The sequence below is a fragment of the Faecalimonas sp. LCP19S3_D12 genome (genome assembly GCF_052121495.1).
Taxonomy (GTDB): Bacteria; Bacillota; Clostridia; order Lachnospirales; family Lachnospiraceae; genus Faecalimonas.
Genome location: NZ_JBQKED010000007.1, coordinates 59,942 through 80,080, shown reverse-complemented (window position 1 = coordinate 80,080; position 20,139 = coordinate 59,942). Strand labels below are relative to the sequence as shown.

17 protein-coding genes are annotated in these 20,139 nt (G+C 39.3%); 4 read left to right on the top strand and 13 right to left on the bottom strand.

All coding sequences use genetic code 11. The features are described from left to right. Positions 1-121: 121 nt before the first annotated feature. Genes ACTQXY_RS03555 through agaB form a run of 7 tightly spaced genes read right to left on the bottom strand, consistent with a single transcriptional unit; the run spans position 122 to position 9,849 of the window. Entirely contained in the window at positions 122-1,162 is a 1,041-nt protein-coding gene (locus ACTQXY_RS03555; protein WP_441658296.1) for an SIS domain-containing protein, read from the bottom strand. A 12-nt stretch (positions 1,163-1,174) separates the two neighbouring features. After that, positions 1,175-1,603, bottom strand: coding sequence for a PTS sugar transporter subunit IIA domain-containing protein (locus ACTQXY_RS03550; RefSeq protein WP_441658295.1), 429 nt, complete (start codon positions 1,601-1,603; stop codon positions 1,175-1,177). Positions 1,604-1,621: 18 nt separating this feature from the next. After that, positions 1,622-6,835 (bottom strand): NPCBM/NEW2 domain-containing protein, encoded by a 5,214-nt coding sequence (locus ACTQXY_RS03545; RefSeq protein ID WP_441658294.1) that lies wholly within the window; start codon positions 6,833-6,835, stop codon positions 1,622-1,624. Positions 6,836-6,883: 48 nt separating this feature from the next. Beyond that, on the bottom strand, positions 6,884-7,753 hold the full coding sequence (locus ACTQXY_RS03540) for a Cof-type HAD-IIB family hydrolase (RefSeq protein WP_441658293.1): 870 nt from the start codon (positions 7,751-7,753) through the stop codon (positions 6,884-6,886). A 2-nt stretch (positions 7,754-7,755) separates the two neighbouring features. Continuing rightward, positions 7,756-8,559 (bottom strand): PTS galactosamine transporter subunit IID, encoded by an 804-nt coding sequence (gene agaD, locus ACTQXY_RS03535; protein ID WP_441658292.1) that lies wholly within the window; start codon positions 8,557-8,559, stop codon positions 7,756-7,758. Then, positions 8,549-9,343, bottom strand: a complete 795-nt coding sequence (gene agaC / locus ACTQXY_RS03530) for a PTS galactosamine transporter subunit IIC (protein WP_441658291.1) — start codon at positions 9,341-9,343, stop codon at positions 8,549-8,551. Before agaC ends, agaD begins: the two co-directional genes overlap by 11 nt. 26 nt (positions 9,344-9,369) lie before the next feature. Beyond that, positions 9,370-9,849 carry a PTS galactosamine transporter subunit IIB gene (agaB, locus tag ACTQXY_RS03525; RefSeq protein ID WP_441658290.1) on the bottom strand — a complete coding sequence of 160 codons (480 nt, stop codon included), beginning with the start codon at positions 9,847-9,849 and terminating at the stop codon, positions 9,370-9,372. A 313-nt stretch (positions 9,850-10,162) separates the two neighbouring features. Here agaB and ACTQXY_RS03520 point away from each other — a divergent pair, with 313 nt between their 5' ends. The 3 genes from ACTQXY_RS03520 to ACTQXY_RS03510 all read left to right on the top strand — a co-directional run bounded on the left by ACTQXY_RS03520 (position 10,163) and on the right by ACTQXY_RS03510 (position 12,514). Continuing rightward, positions 10,163-10,900, top strand: a complete 738-nt coding sequence (locus ACTQXY_RS03520; protein WP_441658289.1) for a UTRA domain-containing protein — start codon at positions 10,163-10,165, stop codon at positions 10,898-10,900. A gap of 101 nt (positions 10,901-11,001) precedes the next feature. Further along, positions 11,002-11,448 carry a MarR family transcriptional regulator gene (locus tag ACTQXY_RS03515; RefSeq protein WP_441658288.1) on the top strand — a complete coding sequence of 149 codons (447 nt, stop codon included), beginning with the start codon at positions 11,002-11,004 and terminating at the stop codon, positions 11,446-11,448. A 4-nt stretch (positions 11,449-11,452) separates the two neighbouring features. Further along, entirely contained in the window at positions 11,453-12,514 is a 1,062-nt protein-coding gene (locus tag ACTQXY_RS03510) for an FUSC family protein (protein WP_441658287.1), read from the top strand. Between the two features lie 15 nt (positions 12,515-12,529). Here the strand turns inward: ACTQXY_RS03510 and ACTQXY_RS03505 are convergent, their stop codons facing one another. After that, positions 12,530-13,312: a Uma2 family endonuclease gene (locus ACTQXY_RS03505; RefSeq protein WP_441658286.1), complete on the bottom strand. Its 783-nt coding sequence runs from the start codon at positions 13,310-13,312 to the stop codon at positions 12,530-12,532. A gap of 171 nt (positions 13,313-13,483) precedes the next feature. Between ACTQXY_RS03505 and ACTQXY_RS03500 the strand changes: the two genes are divergently transcribed. Then, complete coding sequence (locus tag ACTQXY_RS03500) at positions 13,484-13,978, top strand: methylated-DNA--[protein]-cysteine S-methyltransferase (protein ID WP_441658285.1); 495 nt, start codon at positions 13,484-13,486, stop codon at positions 13,976-13,978. Here the strand turns inward: ACTQXY_RS03500 and ACTQXY_RS03495 are convergent. The 5 genes from ACTQXY_RS03495 to ACTQXY_RS03475 all read right to left on the bottom strand — a co-directional run bounded on the left by ACTQXY_RS03495 (position 13,971) and on the right by ACTQXY_RS03475 (position 20,131). Beyond that, on the bottom strand, positions 13,971-14,537 hold the full coding sequence (locus ACTQXY_RS03495) for a hypothetical protein (protein ID WP_441658284.1): 567 nt from the start codon (positions 14,535-14,537) through the stop codon (positions 13,971-13,973). The genes ACTQXY_RS03500 and ACTQXY_RS03495 overlap by 8 nt on opposite strands. A gap of 61 nt (positions 14,538-14,598) precedes the next feature. Then, positions 14,599-15,111, bottom strand: coding sequence for a GNAT family N-acetyltransferase (locus ACTQXY_RS03490; RefSeq protein ID WP_441658283.1), 513 nt, complete (start codon positions 15,109-15,111; stop codon positions 14,599-14,601). Positions 15,112-15,143: 32 nt separating this feature from the next. Then, a complete protein-coding gene (locus ACTQXY_RS03485; RefSeq protein WP_441658282.1) occupies positions 15,144-16,796 on the bottom strand; it encodes a methyl-accepting chemotaxis protein in 1,653 nt (550 codons plus the stop codon). Positions 16,797-16,942: 146 nt separating this feature from the next. Further along, positions 16,943-19,447 carry an FtsX-like permease family protein gene (locus ACTQXY_RS03480; RefSeq protein WP_441658281.1) on the bottom strand — a complete coding sequence of 835 codons (2,505 nt, stop codon included), beginning with the start codon at positions 19,445-19,447 and terminating at the stop codon, positions 16,943-16,945. A 3-nt stretch (positions 19,448-19,450) separates the two neighbouring features. Continuing rightward, complete coding sequence (locus tag ACTQXY_RS03475; RefSeq protein WP_441658280.1) at positions 19,451-20,131, bottom strand: ATP-binding cassette domain-containing protein; 681 nt, start codon at positions 20,129-20,131, stop codon at positions 19,451-19,453. Positions 20,132-20,139 lie beyond the last annotated feature (8 nt).

Below are 20,139 nucleotides of genomic sequence, written 5' to 3'. Positions count from 1 at the left end.
TATCTGTTCCATCTGAAATACGGTGTTTTCAGATGATCTATTAAAGTTACCCTTTTTTATTACACAAACTTTTTTTCAAAAACCACTTGACTATTTATAGTTTGTCACCTCTTATTGACTGCTATTGTAAAGTAATAAAGGCATCCAATCCTGTTGGTGCATCTGGGTTTCGATCTAACAAAATTGCCTTTTCATAAGCAGACATTTGCATTACATATATAAACGGAATTCCATATACTCTAAAATCCTTAATATCTCCAATACAAATATGTGCATCCACGTCGTATTTATTTTCTTTGCCCGTAGACACTGTCACAATCACTCCACCATGTGTTTTTAAATCGGCTACCATGTCACCTTGCAGCTTATCTTCTACATCACTTAAAAGTACAACAGTCAATGTCTTTTCGTTATTTAATACCATTGGTCCGTGACGATAATCTAACATATTAAAGCATTTTCCAGAAAGCATTGAAATTTCTGTATAAGCAAGTGCGCCCTCTTCCCCAATTCCAGTTACCGGTCCGTCTGCTAAAATAATAGCATTGTCCCAGTCTTTTTGGGCAATTTCTTTTAATATCGGACGATAAGTCTCTTTATATTCTTCGTTTTTATTTACAGCGTTACTGATTTCTTCTAATAAACTGTTGTCCTCACTATAAATACCTGTTAACATTAACAGCGCTGTATATAAATTTGTAACGGTACGCGTCTGACAAACACTTTTGTCATAGCACCAATCCATCGTATAATCTAAATCACTATACGGCATTACATCGTTATCGTCTTTCATAGAAAGCGAGATCACCGGATTACCATATTTTTCTTTGATATTTTTTACTGAACGTACAATTTCTGAAGTCTGCCCTGATCTTGACAACAAAATAATAATACTGTCTTTTATCGTTTCCTTGTAATACTCTTCATGGATCAAATAGTCACCGCCTGCAATTGCAACCGCACTTGTATTTTCACACGCTGATAAGAATCTCTCGCCAGACTTTGCCAGCATATAACTGGATCCACATCCTAATAATACAAATTTTCTACTCGTATTCTTCTTAAAAAACGTTTTTGTTTCCTCTGCTTTTCCAGTTACATAAGCTACTGTTTGTAAGAGAGCCTCATGCTGGCCCATAATTTCCTTTTCTGTTAAATACATCGATCTGTCCTCCTATATTCCGTCTTCCTCATCTTGACATTTTTGCATACTTACAAGTTTAAATTCAGAAAATGCTCTCCGTCCCTCATCCATTGTTATTTTTAAAAACTCATCCAAATCAACATCTCGCTCTGCAAAAGCAGTGGATAATATCATCGGAAAATTCACACCCGCAACTACCTTTATCTTTTTGTCTGTCAGTTCTGACATTAAGGTTACCGCAACATTGTACGGGGAGCCACCGGCTAAATCAGTGGCAATGAGCACCTCATTGCCTGCTGATTCAATCATTTTCTGTAATTTTTCTTTTAGTTCCGCCGTACTCAAAGATTCTACAAAGTCTAATCCATGTATGTGCTCCTGCTCTCCAGCTATTAACTTTAATGCTGAGAGCATACCGCTAGCAAAATTGCCATGCCCCGTTACAATTATTTGTATCACTGTAAAATCCTCCTCAAACTAGTTATATTTTCTTTTCTTATCCAATAGCACTGCTGCAATAACCGCAATTGCTGCCAATAATACGGTCGCTGTGGCAACTGCTGAAACGCTGTCACCAGACTGCACGCTGTCAGATTTGTTCTTATCGTTCGTATGCCCCAAATTACCCGAGTCATTCCCATCCGGCGTTGTCGGAACCTCTGAAGATTTCTTAACAAATACTGCATAGACTGTTACATTTTCTTCTGCGACGGTATCCTTTGTAATCTCTGTTCCTTTTCCATCGGACTTTGTATTCCAGCCTTTGAATGTATATCCTTCTTTTTCCGGTGCTTTCGGAAGTTCTCCAAACTTTTCTCCCTTCACAACTTCTTTTGTTGCAAGCACTTTTTCACCATCTTTAAATGTCACAGTCACTTTCTTTTCCACTGGTGGTTCTGTACTGTCTTTCTCAAAAATAGCATAGACTGTCATATCTGTATCTGCTTTTGTCTCCGCGGATACTACATCTCCAGTTCCATCCACTTTTGTATTCCAGCCTTTAAATGCATAGCCTTCTTTTTTCGGCGCTTCTGGAAGTTCTCCAATCGCTTCTCCTTTGACCACATCCTTTGTCGCAATCTCTTTTTCACCGTCTAGGAATGTGACTTTTACCTTGTCCTTTGGAACTTCTCCTACCGGAACGGCGCGAACAAGTAAATATTGATCAAATGGTACTTGGAATGTTGCTTCTGTTCCCACTACCTTCTCCACAATCACTTTGCCATTTACGTAATCTTCAATTCGATAAATTTTGTTCGGGTCAAGCCCTTTTAGTGTCACATCTGGATGTCCAACCGGTTGATATTTCTTCCCATCATAATAGAAGCTATAATACATCATGTTATCTTTTTCAATTACATATGTCTCATACGGATCAATTCCATATGCATATAAATCACCAATATGTGTTCCCTCCTGAAGCTTGTGAGTGTCCGCAATCTTCAGCCATTTATAGTATTCTTTCTCTTCAGCAGATCCTTTTTGGAAATCTCTCTTCTCAATCAATACTGCGCCTGTTCCAACAGCTGAAGGATACCAGATTTCATTGTGGTCTGTCGTAATCGGGAAATCATCTCCCGCCAACGCCTTATATGCTTTCACACGACGTCTTGTCTGGTCTACGCTTGTAGGGTCTGCTGTCGGAATCTGTGTCACATATGGGAATGAATAATAGTCCTGCGGTGTTCCACAGTTACATAATAAGTGGAATGCATCTTTATTATGCTTCATCATCTCATCATAAATCGCTTTATAGAAAATGTTTGCAGCATACTGTGTAGATTCTTCCGGTGTTTTATGATTATGTGCCTCATTGTAGCATTTTGGAACGCCCCATACATAATCACTCTTGAAACCATCGATGCCCCACTCTGTCATCGCACGTTTCACAAAGTCTACTTGACTCTTCACTGCACCCTCTGAGTATGGACAAAGTGCATAACCTGTTGTTCCATTAAAATGTCCGCTCTGTCCCGGATTGGAAAGATGAGCAAAACTTCCATCTTCATTCTTAATAAAATATTCTGGATGTTCTTTTAACAGCTTACTTGGCTGTTGTTTAAAACTTCCCGGTCCAGCAAATTCTTGAGCACGTCCACCATCCATCGGTCTCCACCAAAGAACGACTGTCATGCCTTTCTCATGAATTGCATTTGTCAGTCTCTTCATGTCTTCGACACCTTTCGGAAATTTTTCTGGATTTAACTCCCAATCACCTGCGGCTGTATACCAACAGTCATCAATGGTAATCTGTTTGATTCCATTTGCCTTCAAATCATCCAATTTTCCTAAAATCTTATCAATGGTCCATTTGTCTTCCCATCCCCAGCTTTCCCAACGAAGATCGTAGCTTGTCTGCGGGATATATTCTGGTGTCTCAAATCCTTGTACTTTCATCACATCTGCAAATGTGCGAAGACCGTTATAATAGTCACCGGCATGTACACCGACAATACTTGTACCTACTTCCGTACTCTCACCGGCTTTCAAGCTGTGATTCTTCCAGTTAATCGAAACCGTTGCTGTATTCTTTGCTCCTTTGACCGGAGTTGTAAGGAATCTACGATACAATGCCGCATCTCCGACCATTACTCCACCTTTTGTAGAATAAATATCCGCAACCGGAATCGCTGCTGATGTCTCATCCTGTTTATTTTCACGCGAAAAACCATTCGTTACTTTCTGCAACGTATCATACTGGCTTTGCGCTCCTTCACCGCCTCCATTGTAGCTCCAGATGCGATCTTTATCCGGCTCTACAAGTGTAAATCCATTCTCTACAACCTCTGTTACATTCATAGCTGCTTCTGCTTTTAATGAAGTTGTTGTAAAGATTGCGCCATCAATCTCTTTTAATAAATCATACGTAACTGTCTTTTCAATCTTTCCTTTTTCACTTGTAAGTACAAGTGTCAGTCTTGTCGCCTCACCACGATCTGTCTTCACTGAATTTTCAATCTTACTCTTTTCCTCTAAGATAACGAAATCAGAATATGTCTTTCCATCTGCAATCACTTTTCCAAGAGAAGAGGACTTTGCAACAAGCACATCACCTCTATAGAGTTTGATTTGTCCATTTTCCACATGCAGTCGGATATTCTTTCCATCTACAGGATCTAATGTAGGTCCTTCCGGCTCTGGTTCAGGTGTTTGTACCTGATGTCCCATCACTTCCAGTTCAACGATGTGGTTTGTTGTTCCTTTTTCCTGAACACCATACATGTATACACGCACATAACGCCCCATTACCATCTTTGCAAGTTCAAATGTTTTTCCATCAGAAGTCTCTGAATACTTCTCATCTGTACCTTTACCCAATCCATGAACATTATCTGTATCTGAGTTATATACAATTGTTGGTTTCGCGAAATTTTCCGTCTCAGAAACCGCAATTACTGTTGCGTCATATGTTCTACCATCTGCCCAATATCTCCAAAGATTAATCTGCGAAATCAGTGCTGACTCTCCCAGATCTACTTGCATATAACGGGAGGCACGAGTGTCATCCTTACCAAAATCACAATAATTTGATTCTGTGTCATTTTTTATACCGTCTGTTGCCATAGAAGCTGGTCTTTGTTCATTTACTTTATCAATGGCACTTCCATCTTTCATATTCAAAGTCGGCTCTTTGCCTAGTGCAAGATTCTCAGGCTCTCCAAGCTCTGCAACGAATTTTGCATCTGCCCAATTTCCCCAATCAGACCAATCTTCGCGTTCTCCTATTTCTGTTCTAAATGTAATTGTTTTTGCATCTGCTGGAATCTCTACACTAAAATGATGTGCATCCATTGTCGGATTCATTGCTCCACTCTGTGCTACCTGTTCCCCATCAATTTCCACAATAAAGTCACCGATAACGGCCTCCCCTTTGTCATAATCCCCTTTTTTACTATAATCCACACCAGCATATGCTTCAAAGCGTGTGTATCCCTTTCCTGCAATGTCATATGTCACAGAAGAAGGTGCATGAACACCAAGCCCCTTCTCAAATGTCTTTTCTGTCTGTCCTACTTTTAGGACAATATCACCGCCACCGATATTTGCATCTTTTTTCGTTCCTTCAGGGTAATCTTTTTCTGCTCCACATGTTTGCTCTTTCCATTCAAGCTCTGACAGGTAGGTATCTGCTCCTGCCACCTGTTTTTCTGTAACCGTGATCTCCACTGTATCACTGATTCCATCTTTTGTAGAAGCTTTCACTGTTGCTTTTCCGGCTTTCTTTGTCTCAACAACTCCAAATGGGGATACTGTCAGCACACTTTCATCCGAAGATTCATATGTCACAAGCTGATCTGATGTCTCTTTCGGTGTAAATCCGACTGTCAATTGTGCCTCTTTTCCTTGCACTACTTCTGTCTTATCAGTCGTGAGGTCAAGTTCTGTTCCCTTTACCAACTCTGGTTTTGTAAAATTGGCGTCTCCTGTGAGTGTCTTCATAATGTCAGTATAGTTACCCTCTGTATAACCGATGCGCCACATCCTTTGATCATCCGGTCCGGCTGTCAAAGTCAATTTTCCATCCGAATCGATGACTTTTTGGTTTGCAGTCTTATCTTGAAGTGCACTGTACCAAACTCTAAGCTTATCATTTTCAAAGACAAAAGAAGAGCGGTAAATCTGGAAGCTATCCCATTTCCCCGATTCTCCCGGATTCAGAACCGGCTCTGTTCCAACCTGTTTCCAATTGATTCCATCTTTTGATGTCGTAAGATATAACATGGAACCGTCCGGATTATTTCCGTCAAAACACTGAGACAATCCCCAATATTCTTTCAATTCCGGAATATAGTTGATATCCTGATGCCACGGTGCAAGCTGTTTATCAGCACTTGTCTTTCCTAAAAAATTATTTACTTTCTTCGGCTCTGACCAATTAATTCCATCCTCTGACCATCTCGTCTCCACATAATTTCTCTGTCCGTTGTTGTAGCCAACATCTTTTGTGTTGTTCGCCCACATTACAAAAATGTCACGGTTCTCATCGTATGTAAATGTCGGAGACAACATATCATAGCGGTCTTTGGAAGCGATTGCTGTGATAAACGAATTATCTAATCCATTCTCATCCTTCGTTGGAGCTTTCAAAGTTCTCTCTGATTCATTCTTCGGTTTTGTCCAAACCCTTGTTTCTTCATCGTAAGTGCTTGGAACTCCCCAATTAATACCATCATATGAAATGCGAATGCGCACTTCCGCTCCAACTCCACCTGATTGATCATCTGCCCAATTCCAATATGCCATCATGGCATTCATCTCTTCATTGTAAATCATATCCGCATCGCAATTGTGATAACGTGTAGAGACCGGTTCCGGCTCAATCGGGTTTTTGATACCAGCTGGTTCTTCCCATGTTTTTCCATCGTGAGAAGCTGCAATGTACGGATTCTCATATTGCGAAGTCACCGAAACGTTCGGTGTATATACTACCCAATATTCATAATCATTCCACGGTTCATCAAGTTTCACAACATCCGGGTGGGTGACTTGCCCCTCAATATGCTTTAATGTTCCATCTTCTTTCTTATTACTTAGTTTATCCTGATAGTGCGTTGGAAATTTCTGATATACCTCTGCATTCTTAAGCGCCGCCTGCTTATCTGCGGCTGACACTGCCATTGGCTGCACAGCCTCCACAATCATGCCAAGTGACAAAAGTAACGAAACAACTTGTTTTTTCGTTTTCTTCATTTCTTTTTTCCTCTCCTTTTTCAAAGACGATACTACTTTCGCAATTTTTTAGTTTATTATGTTATTGATTGCATACGCTACACCATTACAAGTATGCGACTTCGTAACAAAGTCACACACTTCCTTTATTTCTTCCATAGCATTTTCTACTGCTATTTTCATTCCTGCTTTTTCAATCATATAAAGATCATTCAGGCTATCACCGATTGCTGCAACCTGTTCAAAGTCTAAATGAAGGAGACTGCACAAGTGTCCCAATGCAATCCCCTTGTTCCCCCTTTTCTCTGTCACTTCTACATTATGAGATCCAGAAGTCACATGCATGAGTGTTTCATACTCTTCCATTTTCTTTTTTAACCTTTCAATCTTATCTTGATCGAAGGTCACAATTGAAATACTATAAGCCATTTCTTCTATACTTATAAACTCACTCATATTGTTTACAAGCATAATGCCGTTTTGTAGCGCAAGTTCTTCTTTTGCAAATTTTACCTTTTGCAAGGGAATCTCAATTCCTTTTTTTCTTAAGTGTTCAATCTCTTCATCCAACACATTTTCCCATTGTGTACTTGTGATATAATGTCTACTTGTTCCTATCCCATAACAGATTCCACTCTGATCTAAGTACTGTGTCAGTTTTTCTAACATATCCCTTTGGATGGGTCTGGAATATAATAATTCTCCGCTTGTTGAATAAAGACAAGTGCCATTATTAGAAATAATGTAAGGCGAAAGTCCGTGCTGTTTACATATCATTTTGGCATCGTAATAGATTCGCCCAGTTGCCACTACAAAATATATTCCCCGCTTTTGCAAATCCTTAATGGCATTTACATTCTCTTCACTTATCGTAAAATCCTTTTGTAACAGTGTACCATCCATGTCACTGGCAAATAATTTTATCTCCGTCTCTCTCATACTTATAAAATTCCAAAGAAAGACAATACAATTGCTAATACAAAAGTTACTATAATCAATACTACTGGGCTAACTTTTTTCTTCTTCAAGAAATAATACATTAAAAATACATATCCAATTGATAAAATATTGGGGAAGATTTTATCAAAAAAGTCCGCTTGAATATTGACTGTTTTTGCTTCATTGACAACAATTTCTGTCAATACGCTGATTTTTACGTAAGCTCCAATCAAACCACCAATCACCGTACATCCAAGTATTGTCGCTGCTTTTCCAATAATAGCTGAGGTATCTTTTATGGTACTGACCGCTTTTGTTCCCAAGTTATACCCTAAGTGCGTCCAGAAGATACGCATTGCAAAAATACTCGCATAAACTACGAAGAAAATAATCGGACCCAGCACACTTCCTTCTGTTGCCATAGATGCACAGATACCTGCAACGATCGGTAAAATCGTAAACCAGAAAATCGCATCTCCGATACCGGCTAATGGTGCAAACAACGCAACTTTTAAGCCTTTAATCGTTTTTCGGTCTTCTCCCGCTTCCTCCATAGAGATCAATAACCCCATTAAAAATCCGACTAAATTTGGATGTGTATTAATAAATTCCAAATTATCCTTCATGGCAGCAGAAAGTTTCGCTTTATCATTTTTGTAGATTTTCTTTAATGTCGGTAATTGAGATACCAGGAAACCACCTGCCTGCATACGTTCGTAATTAAAACTTGCCTGTAAAAATAAGGTTCTAAATGCAAGTTTTGTTATATCTTTTTTCTCCAATATTTTTTTGCTGTTAGATTCCATCTTCTTCCTCCTCTGCTGCCGTATTCGCAACCTTTACTACTTCTTTTGCTTTGTTCTTGTCCATGTTATAAACAAATAATGCTAATGCAGCACCTACTACTGCGACTGGCAGTAAATTTGAATAATTCAAGAAACAAGAAATTACAAATCCAATGAGTAAGAATGGCAAAAAATCAATTTTCAACATTACCTTCAACAGCATCGCAAAACCTACTGCAGGAAGCATTCCGCCTGCCACTTCAAATCCATGTGTTAACCATGAAGGTAAGACTTCGACAAACGTTTTCATTGCATCTTGTGCTGCATAAGAACATAAGAATACAATCAATCCATACAGCAATGCCACAATTGCAGTACATGTAATATTGATTTTAATGATTTTTTTGATATCTCCTCTTTCTGCCGCCTCGTCAGCACCTTTCATAAAGAATGAGAAACTTGAGTAGCAGAATAGAATTACATATTGCATCAAAAAGCTGAATGGTAACGCCAACGCCATAGAACCGCTCGCGCTCGTTCCTGTTGTATATGCGATTACGGTTGTCATAACACCTGCTAATACAGGGTTCGGCGGTTGTGTTCCTCCTGCCGGTGTCAATCCTGCAAAAGCTAATTCTGTAATACCACCTGTAACCAGACCTAATTGCACATCTCCTAAAATCAGACCTGTTAAGGTGCTAACGATAATTGGTCTAAAAATAAAGAGTCCCTCAAGCCAAAAGTCCACACCAACGACTATGGCCATAACAGCAAGTAATATCCCTTGCATTAATGAAATTTCCATACTTTCTCTCCTCCTGATTCACTCTCTTAAAGTTCTTTAATCTGTTCTTTCAAATCACCCGGTACGTCCTGAATATAAACTTCTGCACCTGAGTTTTTAATCACTCGCAAATCCTCAATGTCTTTGTCGTCCACATAAACTTTTTTGCTTATCTGTCTCTTGCCCTGATCAAAATGCATGTTTCCCACATTGACTTCTTTAATCGGCACATTTCCCTCGATAAGCTTGCGAACAACTTCCGGTGTCTTGCATACAATAAAAATCTTTTGACGTGCTGACGCTTTATGTATCACATCAATTGTTTTTTGTACAGAAAAGAATCGAACACCTGCTCCTGATGATTCGGCTGTAACCATCATAAGCTGCTGCATCAATTCATTTTCTGCAACTTCATCATCCGCTACCAGAATAAGATTCGCACCCAATGTCATTGTCCATGTAACTCCTACCTGACCATGAATAAGACGATTATCAATTCTAGTCAATAAAATGTTTGGTTCTGCCATGTTTTAATCTCCTTTCTATTTCCGTTCAGAATACGAAACATCTTTTGTACAATTTTTACATATTTTTTATTATTTTACAATACTTTATAGTCGTTTTAGCCCACAAGGGCAGTTGGTACATCTATCTCATAATACCACTAGTCCATGTGGTCTTTTTTTACATTTTTTGAATATTTCATACCGAACCCAAAATACTACCTCCTATTCTGAACAAAATTAATTGTTATTTTTTACTATTTATAGTAAAATATTATTATATTATTTCTTAATCGTACATTAATGTATAAGTATATTTCTTTTGGAGGCAATTAAAATGACAACAAACGCATTATATCTTGAAGTCTATCAAAAAATATTAGAATCCATCCATTCTTTAGAATATATAGAAAACACCCCACTTCCATCTGAACGCTATCTTTCAGAACGTTATCATGTAAGTCGTTCTACTATAAGACAGGCACTTAATAAGTTAAAAAGTGACGGTTTTATCTATACGGTCCACGGAAATGGTTCCTTTGTAAAACCACAGGTAATCGAACAGCCTTTAAATCGGTTTTACTCTTTTACAGATGAGTTAAAATCCATGAATCGTTTGATTGAAAATACAATTATTGAATACTCGATGATTTCATTAGAGTCACATCTTGCCCAAAAATTGAATCATCCGACCGGCTCTCTATTCCATAAGCTCATACGTCTGCGTTCAGAGAAAGAATATCCTCTAATGATCGAGACTACATATTTACCGAAATCACGTATTCATTCACTAAATGTCGAATACTTAAACGGACATGGATCACTGTACTCTTATCTGTCGGAACGCTATGCTTTCCATGCTAATCATGCGACAGAAACCTTTCGTCCAATTATGCCTTTGCCGCATGAAAAAGAACTATTGCAGCTTCCTTCTAACAGTCCTTGTATGTTGCTTGAACGTTATAGCTATGAAGATGACTGTATCATAGAATATACAAAATCTATCATTCGGGGAGATAAATATATTTTCAAGATAGATTTTCCGAAAGATACAGGTAAAGCGAATTCATTATAATCAAAACTAGATTTTTTTTAAAAGTAATTGACATCCCTCTTTTTTTCACATATCATACTATGTAGTTCACTTTGTTAACTATACAAAAGGGAGGCTAGTCTATGCGAGATTACACATGGATAGATATGATGAAAATCATGCAGGAAATTCGACTTTTTTCTACACTTCACGTAAGACGTGCCAAAAAAGAAGGAATCACATCTGCTCAGGAAATGGATCTGCTTTCCAGAATCGTACTGTCGGATCACGCCTTGACTCCACAGGATTTGACTGTCCAGATGGGACTTTGCAAATCCGCAGTCAGCCGTCTGATCGACCATCTGGAAAAGAAAGGATTTCTTAAAAAGCACTATTGCGAGACAGACAAGCGCAGTTATGTGCTTTTGATTACAGAGACAGGAAATATGGAACTGGATTGCACCTATCGTTATTATCTGGAGCCAATCTACAAACTGAAAGAAGTGCTCGGCGCAGAATCTTTCGAATCACTAACCACACAGATTCAGACAGCAAATGAATTGCTGCAAGATGAAAAAACAGGGAGGTAGTCATATGACTTTTTATCAAGAATTACAATTGGATCAGGTCGGCTCAAAATCCTATATTGCAAGCATAACTGACCCTAAAGAAAAGCGAAAGCACATCGCAATCTACTTATTTAAAATTTTATTAACTGTTTCGTTTTGCGTTGCTTTTGTTACTATTTACACAAAACTTTTCGGAGCAAACAATAGCATCGTCGGCGTCGTTGTATTATTATCCGTCATGGTATTTCGTTATGCCGATATGGGTATTCACAATCCGCATGGCGCATTTAGTATTCTGATCATCTTCTGTATTCTCGCAGTTGGTCCAAGATTGACCAATATGGTCTCTCCGGGTATCGCATTCTTTGTGAACATAATCTGTATCTTTGCTCTGATGCTGCTCGGCTGCCACAATGTCATTATGTCCAATCACTCCACATTCGTGTTAGCTTATCTGTTATTGCAGGGATACGATGTCAGCGGATATGATTATACTCTCCGACTGATCGGACTTTTAGTCGGTGCAGCAGCTACTGCCTTGATTTTATACCGGAACCACAAAAAAATGTCTTATAAACGAAGTTTCCGGCATCTGTTTCAGGAATTCGATTTATCTTCTGCTCGCACAAGATGGCAGATTCGTCTGACACTCGGTGTCTCCAGTGCGATGCTAATTGCTTCACTTCTCGGAATTCCACGTGTGATGTGGATTGGTATTGCGGCGATGTCCGTTCTCCTTCCATTCCGAAAAGATATGGAATCTCGCGTCAAATTCCGTGCACCCGGCAATATTCTCGGAGCCATTTGCTTTCTCGTACTCTATACTGTGCTTCCGGAAAGCTGCTACGGTTATATTGGAATGATCGGTGGTATCGGAGTTGGTCTTTCGGCAACCTATGGATGGCAGACAGTGTTTAACTCTTTCGGTGCATTGGCAATTGCCACTCCAATATTTGGACTTCCGATGGCAATCTTTTTGCGTATCTTCAACAATGCCTTCGGCTCTTTGTACGCACTTGCATTCGACAGTGCCATCACAAAAGTTCGCACATTATTCGAAGAAAAAGAATCCCGCATCTCCGTGTAGATGCGGGATTCTTTTTCAATTCCAATCACCGACAATATCTTTTACATATCCGTAGATTTCCTGGAAATCCACCTCACAGTCTCCATCAAAAATACCTACTGGTATTCTTGCCTCGAATCCATACATCACCGGATACTCCTCTTTCACAAAATCGTACACAATCACTTTTTTTCTATCAGGATCTACCAGCCAATACTCTCGCACTCCTGCGGTCATATACTTGTTCAGCTTAAGTACCAAATCCTTCTTTCTAGTCGACTTTGACAATACTTCTACGACAAAATCCGGTGCACCATAAATACAACGATTCTGAATCTTTTCCCGATCACAAACCACAATGACATCCGGCTGTACCATCGTCTTATCATCACAGTCAAGCTGTACATCAATCGGAGAGGCAACAGGAACACATAAGCCATGTTTCTTTCTGATATAGTCTTTTAATACAAGCAATATCTCCGTCCCCAAAAGTTGATGTACCGATGTCGGCGCGGACATATCGTAAATCACACCATCGATCAGCTCCACCCTCTGTTCCTCCGGCAAAGCATAATAATCTTCCAATGTATACTCTCCCTGCCTCTTCACGTTATAAATACTCCGAGCTTCCTGAACACATGAAGCAGTATCATTCTCAAAAATCTGTGACAGTGCTGCGATCGTATCATATCTCGGAGACTCCGTCACACCCGCAAAAATCTTTTGTACCGTTCCGAGCGGAACATTCGACAACTTCGAAATCTGTTCATATGTATAACCAAATTCTCTCTTTCTTTTTTTCATCTCTTCAATCGTCATACTATCACCTCTTTCCTATATTTTACCGTTTATTTTCCATTTTGTCAATTAAGCATCCACAATATATCCATTTTATCTAACAGGTTCGTATTCTTTCTCGTTTCAAAAAAGCATTTCAAAGTATTTCTTAAAAATGCTATAATACCTATATAAATTTTTAAGGAGGTTCTTATGAAATATATTAACTATTATTCCTCACCACTTGGAAAGCTTTTGATGGCTGCTGATGACATCGGACTGACTGGTCTTTGGTTTGAAAATCAGCTGCACTACGCCTACAATCTTGATCCGGAACATCAAGAAAAAGAGCTGCCTGTCTTTAAACAGACGAAGCAATGGCTTGACCTTTATTTTTCTGGACAAAACCCTGATTTCACTCCGCCTATTCATATGACAGGCACCCCTTTTCAAACTGCCGTATGGAATATTTTAGAACAGATTCCCTATGGTCAGACAACAACTTACGGAGACATCGCAGCTCAAATCGCCAAGCAAAAAGGTATTGCACATATGTCAGCACAAGCTGTCGGACAGGCTGTTGGGCGTAATAAAATTTCCATTATCATTCCTTGTCATCGCGTAATCGGCAAAAATGGAACGCTTACCGGCTACGCAGGTGGATTGGACAAAAAAACGGCTTTGTTATCCATTGAAAAAATTATTTAATCTTCCCACTCATAATTTTCTCAATTACTTCTTCCCAATTCGAGACACGGATATGCTCCGTCTCCTCGTATTGATTTGCCTTGCTGGAAAACAAAAGTGTAGAAATTCCTTTTTCGGAAGCAGCATCACAGTGAGCTAGAGAATCATCAATCAAAATGGAGATTCCTTCTTCTACACACGCTTTCGCCTTATCAAACGTACAGATCAGTTTATCATAACAGATGCCGCCATTGGCAAGTTCCTGCTCTGTCGTTTGGTAGGGATCTGTATAAAGTGCATCTGTCCTTGCTGTAATAATCACAATACGATGTCCTAACTCTCGCAGTCTTTTCACCCCCCATGCCGCATCTTGTTTAAATGGTGTATCCGGCACAATTCGGTCATAATACGCTCTGCAAAATCCAATTTCATCCTTTTTCCACTCTTTTGGCAAGTTACTGTAAGAAATATTCTGCTTTCTCAAGGTTTCCTCATCCACATCAAAATATTCTGCCACATACGGCAAAAAATAATCAAATGATTCCGTTAATGTATCATCAATATCAATCGCAATATTCATATTAAAATCCCTCCACAACTTTGTACCAACACAACTATTGTCCTCTCCACTCATCTTTAATCTAATGAATTCCAAACTCCTTTGCGTACTTAAGAACACCACAAACCTTTCCTGCATCGTCCTTTAATTTATACGCCATAAAATTTTCTCTCGGCACATCAAACGGTGCTTTGATTCCAAATAAATCTGCTGGTACATATCCCACTCTCGGATAATATTTTTCACTCCCTAATACGATCGAATATCCATAGTGTAGTTCTCTTGCAATTCTATGTCCCTCTTTTATTAAAGCAGTACCTACTCCTTGTCTTTGATATTCTGGTAAGACTGATAACGGAGCCAATGCTAACACTACTGTGTCCTCAACTTTCGCTTTTGTAAACATGACATGTCCCACAATGACGCCATCAATTTCTGCAACCAATGATAACTCAGGAATATATGCATCACCATTTCTCAACACATTGACCAAATCTTGCTCATTTCCATCTGCGTGCTTGGTACTGTCAAATGCTTTCTTTATTACTGAATATATAATTTCATAATCTTTTGCTTCCTCTTTTCTTATAGACATGAAACACCTCCAAATTGACCATGAATTTATCGCTATTGCAATTTAAACTCTCCAACCAGATCGTTCAGTTCGCTTGCCATCGTTGACATCTCCTGTGTAGAGGCGGCACTCTCCTCTACCGTCGCTGAATTAGAATTGATTACTGACGCGATTTGTGCAATACCTTCACTCACTGACTCAATCGAGACAGCCTCTTCTGCTGCAATATCCGAAATATCGCTGATGATCTTCGTCACTTCATTTGTATTTTTCACAGTGTTTTCCAATATTCCCGCTGTATCATTGGCAATACGCACTCCATTCTCAATCGCACCAATGGAACTTGTTATCAGCACTGCCGTATCTTTTGATGCCTGTGCACTTCTCGACGCAAGACTTCTCACCTCGTCTGCGACAACCGCAAATCCTTTTCCTGCCTCCCCGGCACGAGCCGCTTCCACTGCTGCATTTAATGCAAGAATATTCGTCTGGAAAGCTATATCTTCAATCGTATGTATAATTTTTTCAATTTCTTTCGAATGCCGATTCATCTCTTCCATCGCATCTACAAGTTCTTCCATTTTTTCGCTGCTGTCTGACATCTCTTCTCTCACTACATTCGCCTGAACCTTAGCATTTTCTGCTACAGAGGCACTTTCCTTTACCTGATGTGAAATTTGGGAAAGCTTCTCTGATAACTCCTCTGACGTACTCGCCTGTTCTGTAGACCCTTGAGCAAACATCTGTGTATTATTCGATAACTGCTCTGAAGCATTTTTTACAGCATGCGACGTATTCTGAATTTTTAGAAACGCTTTCTTTAACGAATTCGTAAGCGAACAGACTGACTGTTGTATCAAAGAAAATTCACCTTTAAATTGATCTGTACACTCCACACAGAGATCTCCCTGTGCCAATTTTTCCATAGATTGTTGAATTGTTCTGACATAGGATGCAAGCTCCGAAACAGAAGTGTTCAAAGACTGTGCTAATTCTCCTACTTCATTATTACTTTGAATATCAATCTGAAAATTCAGATTTCCCTCAGCTAGTTTTTTACTGTTTTCTGTAATCAGTATCAATGGATTAATGACACCTTTTGTTACATAAATAATCAACAATAAGCAAAAGGCAACAATCAATAGAAAGGCAACACTCACCACAATAAACGTAGTCCTTATTGCACTTGCCAACTCTTTTTCTGCTGAATCAGTCATTTCCTGACCAATTGTTATGATGTTGTCTAGTTTGTTTACTAGTTGTGTAATATTCGATTTGATTGTATTCACATACATATCTTCTGCTGCCTTTTTATCTGTTTCATTCAGCAGCAATGCCTCATCAGCCGATTCATGAATTTCTTTATGAAGACGCTTTATTTCTTCTTTCATCTTTTCCACTTCTTCACTTCCTGAATTCTTCTCTGAATACAGCCATTTTCCGAGTACACAACTTGTATCATCTTTACTGCCTGTAAACTCTGTTCCAAAACTCAATGCCGATCCAAGATTTTCTACCCACGCATAGTGACCTTTCTCACTCTCTAATGCTGTAGTGTGAAGTACAATTGCATTGCTTATCTTTTTGTTACTGTTTCTAATTTTCCCAAGTTCACCAATAATACAGACTGCAAGCAACACGATTGCCAAAAATACACCTATGACTAAGATACCCACTCTTACTTTTATACTGTCTGTTTTTTTCATTTTTCCTCCCTCAAGTATTTCAACTCATTTCCTCTTGATAATGTATATCTAAAAAATATCATATCTTTTAAATATTTGCAAGGCAAGAATAGCTCCCCAAAAAGGATGCTATTTTCTTGCCTTACTCACTTAAAAATTTAGTCCATCTATATATTCTCACTTCGAATGGTCTCTATGATATTCTGCTTTTCTGCTTTTTTCACCGAATATCGCATTGTCCAAAAGATGATCAGAAATACTGCCGCAACTGCAATCAAGATTTCTTTCCACGGAAGTGTATACGGCACCTCAATGATACCGACAAACACTTTGTACATTCCATAGGATAGCGCTACTCCGACCGGAACCCCAAAAGCCAATGCCTTTGTACCATATAAAATACTTTCACAGCGAATCATTTTTCGAAATTCTTTTTCTGTCATTCCAACCGAGCGCAGTATCGCGAATTCACGGCTTCTAAGCGTCATATTCGTTGTGATGGTATTGAAGATATTGGTAATTCCAATAGCTGAAATGACTGCGATAAATCCATATAAGAAAATCGCCGCAACCAATACCATACTGTTCTGCTCTTTTGCCCTCTGCTCATAATCAATGAAATACCACTCTATACTTTCATCCAATCCCTGAATTTCTTCCTGTAATATTTTTGTATCTTCCGCTTCCGCATAAAACCCATCCAGCGTACCACCCATTCTTGTCATCATTTCATCCGAAATAACAGCAACAACAGAATAATAATCCGCCTCCACTCCAAACGGAAGTTCCTCGGTCCGCTTTGCAATCTCCATCGACTCTACTTCTTTTTGTTCTCCATCCTCTGACAACATGCGATAGGAAAGCGTGTCTCCTGCCTTGCTGTTCAGCAATTGGAACTGTTTCCTGACGGTCTCTCCGGTAGCCTGATCATAAATCGTTCTCCGTTGCGTATCGCAGATAATGGCTTTATCTTTTGCCTCCTCATAGGAAAGACCCTGCTCTTTTACATACGCCCGATATTGGTCATCCGGAATGGAGTAAAATGTGATATATAAATCTTCCTCCTCCACTTCAATTGAATCATATACGCCATTCATATCTTCCAATGCTTCTTTTGTATAATCACCTTGTGCAATATTACAGATTTGACGCTTTACAACTGTACTTTCCTTAATTCCATCTGCCTTTTCCACTTTCCCATAAAGTTTTTCCTGTTGCTCCTGCGAAATATCAGAATCTTCAATCGAACCATAAAGATTATAGTCCATCTCCTGATATACATAGCTTTGCAATAAAAATCCATATTGAATAACAGAACTGATTGAGATAAACAGCACAACACTTAAAAAAATGGAAAATACCGTTGTTCTGTATTTTTTGCGGCTTCGTTTTAAATTTTTACTTGCAATCTCACCTTCTATGCCCAATATTTTTGAAAGTAGCTTAGAAGTACGCAATTTCTTCCCTGCAATTTTAATGCCTGCCGAGTCACGAATTGCATCCATTGGAGCAATCTTGACTGCTTTTCTCGCAGGGATGACTGATGAGAGATAAATTGTGATAATTGCAACTGCCACTGCAACTACAAGCGCCTGCCATGATACATATAAGTGTAATGGAATATCTGCAAGACCACTTCCTGCCAATATCTGCGTTACTGTCAAAAGTGTAACCCAGATTGCAAAAACGCCACACAGAATTCCCAATGGAATCGCAATCACTCCAAGCACAACTCCCTCAAACAACACATTTTTCCGAATCTGCTTTGAAGTAGCTCCTATGCTTGCCAACATTCCATACTGCTTGATTCGCTCCATAATCGAAATGTCAAAACTATTCTTGATGACAAAGACCGATGTAAATATAATAATCAGAATGACGATCACAGCCATCCGATATAACACCTGCATGGTCTGCTCTGATCTCGTTCCTCCCTCAAACTGCAGCAGCATATCATTGGTAATGATCTGTTCTTGCGAAAATCCATGTTCCTCTTTTAAATTTTCCGCAAACGTATATGCTTCTTTTGGATCTTTTAATGACAATGCAATTTCTATCGGCTGTCCGGCTGTATCATGGTCCAGTTTTGTCACAAGTGTAGAGCCCATCATCCCGTCTTTCTGAAATTCAAAGCTGTTAATTCCCATCAAGCCTGCAATCGTATACGTCTCCTCTGAACCATTGACTTTGAGTGTCAACACATCACCCACTTCATAGCTAATACCATCCAAACCACTCAGCTGCATCGGCAGCAGGATCTCCTGCTCATTTTTTGGCATACGACCTTCTATCAGCTTAATTCCAAGCCGCTTCAAATCCTTCTCCTCAAATGCTTTCAATTTCAGCATCCCTCTATGATTTTCCTGATCTTCTTCCGCTTTAAAAAACGTCTCAGGCGCTACATCTGCAATTGTCTGCCCAATCATAGTCCGTTCGATTTTTGCATTGTTTAACAAATATTTCTGCTGTTCAACCGGCACATCTGATATAAAAATGTGATAATCTCCATCATTTTTCTTTGCGTACTCTATCATAGAGCCCTGCATGCTGGAAACAAATGTCGTAATCGCCGTAACCAGCGCTACCGAAAGGATAATTCCGAAAATTGTTACAAGCGTACGCTTTTTATTCCGTTTTAAATTTTTGACCGTGAGTTCATTTAAAATGTTCATAAACTACCTCACTCTCTCGTCTTTGACGATCTTCCCGTCATCAATTGTCAGAATCCGATCCGCTTCCAGCACTACGTTTTCATCGTGTGTAATCAAAATAACCGTCTGATTGTATTTTTGATTGGACATTTTTAAAAGATCAATGATTTCTCTTGACGCCTTACTATCTAGATTCCCCGTCGGCTCGTCGGCGAGCACGATCGCCGGATAATTCACGATTGCACGCCCAATCGACACTCTTTGCTGCTGTCCGCCTGACAGTTGATTCGGAAGGTGCTCTTTTCGATTCTTGAGATTTAAGATTTCTAAAAGTTCCTCCAGACGTTCCTCTTTTACTTCCTTTCCATCTAATCTGCATGGAAGCGTAATATTTTCTACTACATTTAAAATCGGAATCAGATTATAAAACTGATAAATCAATCCAACCTGTCTTCTCCTAAAGATTGCCAGTTTATCCGCATTCAGCTCATAGATATCAGTCCCGTCGATAAATACCTTCCCGCTTGTCGGGCGGTCAACACCGCCAATCAGATGTAAAAGTGTTGATTTTCCACTTCCTGACGCCCCGATGATCGCAACAAATTCTCCCCTTTCCACGGTAAAACTCACATTATCCAAAGCAACCACTTCAGTATCCTTTTCTCCGTATCGTTTACATAAATTCTCTACTTTTAAGATTTCCATACTCTGCC

Bases quoted from the DNA above. Each gene is read 5' to 3' on its own strand.
- ACTQXY_RS03500 (WP_441658285.1), top strand. From the start codon at position 13,484: ATGAAATATATTAACTATTATTCCTCACCACTTGGAAAGCTTTTGATG.
- ACTQXY_RS03490 (WP_441658283.1), bottom strand. From the start codon at position 15,111: ATGTCTATAAGAAAAGAGGAAGCAAAAGATTATGAAATTATATATTCA.
- ACTQXY_RS03495 (WP_441658284.1), bottom strand. From the start codon at position 14,537: ATGAATATTGCGATTGATATTGATGATACATTAACGGAATCATTTGAT.
- ACTQXY_RS03540 (WP_441658293.1), bottom strand. From the start codon at position 7,753: ATGAGAGAGACGGAGATAAAATTATTTGCCAGTGACATGGATGGTACA.
- agaB (WP_441658290.1), bottom strand. From the start codon at position 9,849: ATGGCAGAACCAAACATTTTATTGACTAGAATTGATAATCGTCTTATT.
- ACTQXY_RS03505 (WP_441658286.1), bottom strand. From the start codon at position 13,312: ATGACGATTGAAGAGATGAAAAAAAGAAAGAGAGAATTTGGTTATACA.
- ACTQXY_RS03520 (WP_441658289.1), top strand. From the start codon at position 10,163: ATGACAACAAACGCATTATATCTTGAAGTCTATCAAAAAATATTAGAA.
- ACTQXY_RS03515 (WP_441658288.1), top strand. From the start codon at position 11,002: ATGCGAGATTACACATGGATAGATATGATGAAAATCATGCAGGAAATT.
- ACTQXY_RS03555 (WP_441658296.1), bottom strand. From the start codon at position 1,162: ATGTATTTAACAGAAAAGGAAATTATGGGCCAGCATGAGGCTCTCTTA.
- agaD (WP_441658292.1), bottom strand. From the start codon at position 8,559: ATGGAATCTAACAGCAAAAAAATATTGGAGAAAAAAGATATAACAAAA.
- agaC (WP_441658291.1), bottom strand. From the start codon at position 9,343: ATGGAAATTTCATTAATGCAAGGGATATTACTTGCTGTTATGGCCATA.
- ACTQXY_RS03545 (WP_441658294.1), bottom strand. From the start codon at position 6,835: ATGAAGAAAACGAAAAAACAAGTTGTTTCGTTACTTTTGTCACTTGGC.
- ACTQXY_RS03485 (WP_441658282.1), bottom strand. From the start codon at position 16,796: ATGAAAAAAACAGACAGTATAAAAGTAAGAGTGGGTATCTTAGTCATA.
- ACTQXY_RS03475 (WP_441658280.1), bottom strand. From the start codon at position 20,131: ATGGAAATCTTAAAAGTAGAGAATTTATGTAAACGATACGGAGAAAAG.
- ACTQXY_RS03510 (WP_441658287.1), top strand. From the start codon at position 11,453: ATGACTTTTTATCAAGAATTACAATTGGATCAGGTCGGCTCAAAATCC.
- ACTQXY_RS03480 (WP_441658281.1), bottom strand. From the start codon at position 19,447: ATGAACATTTTAAATGAACTCACGGTCAAAAATTTAAAACGGAATAAA.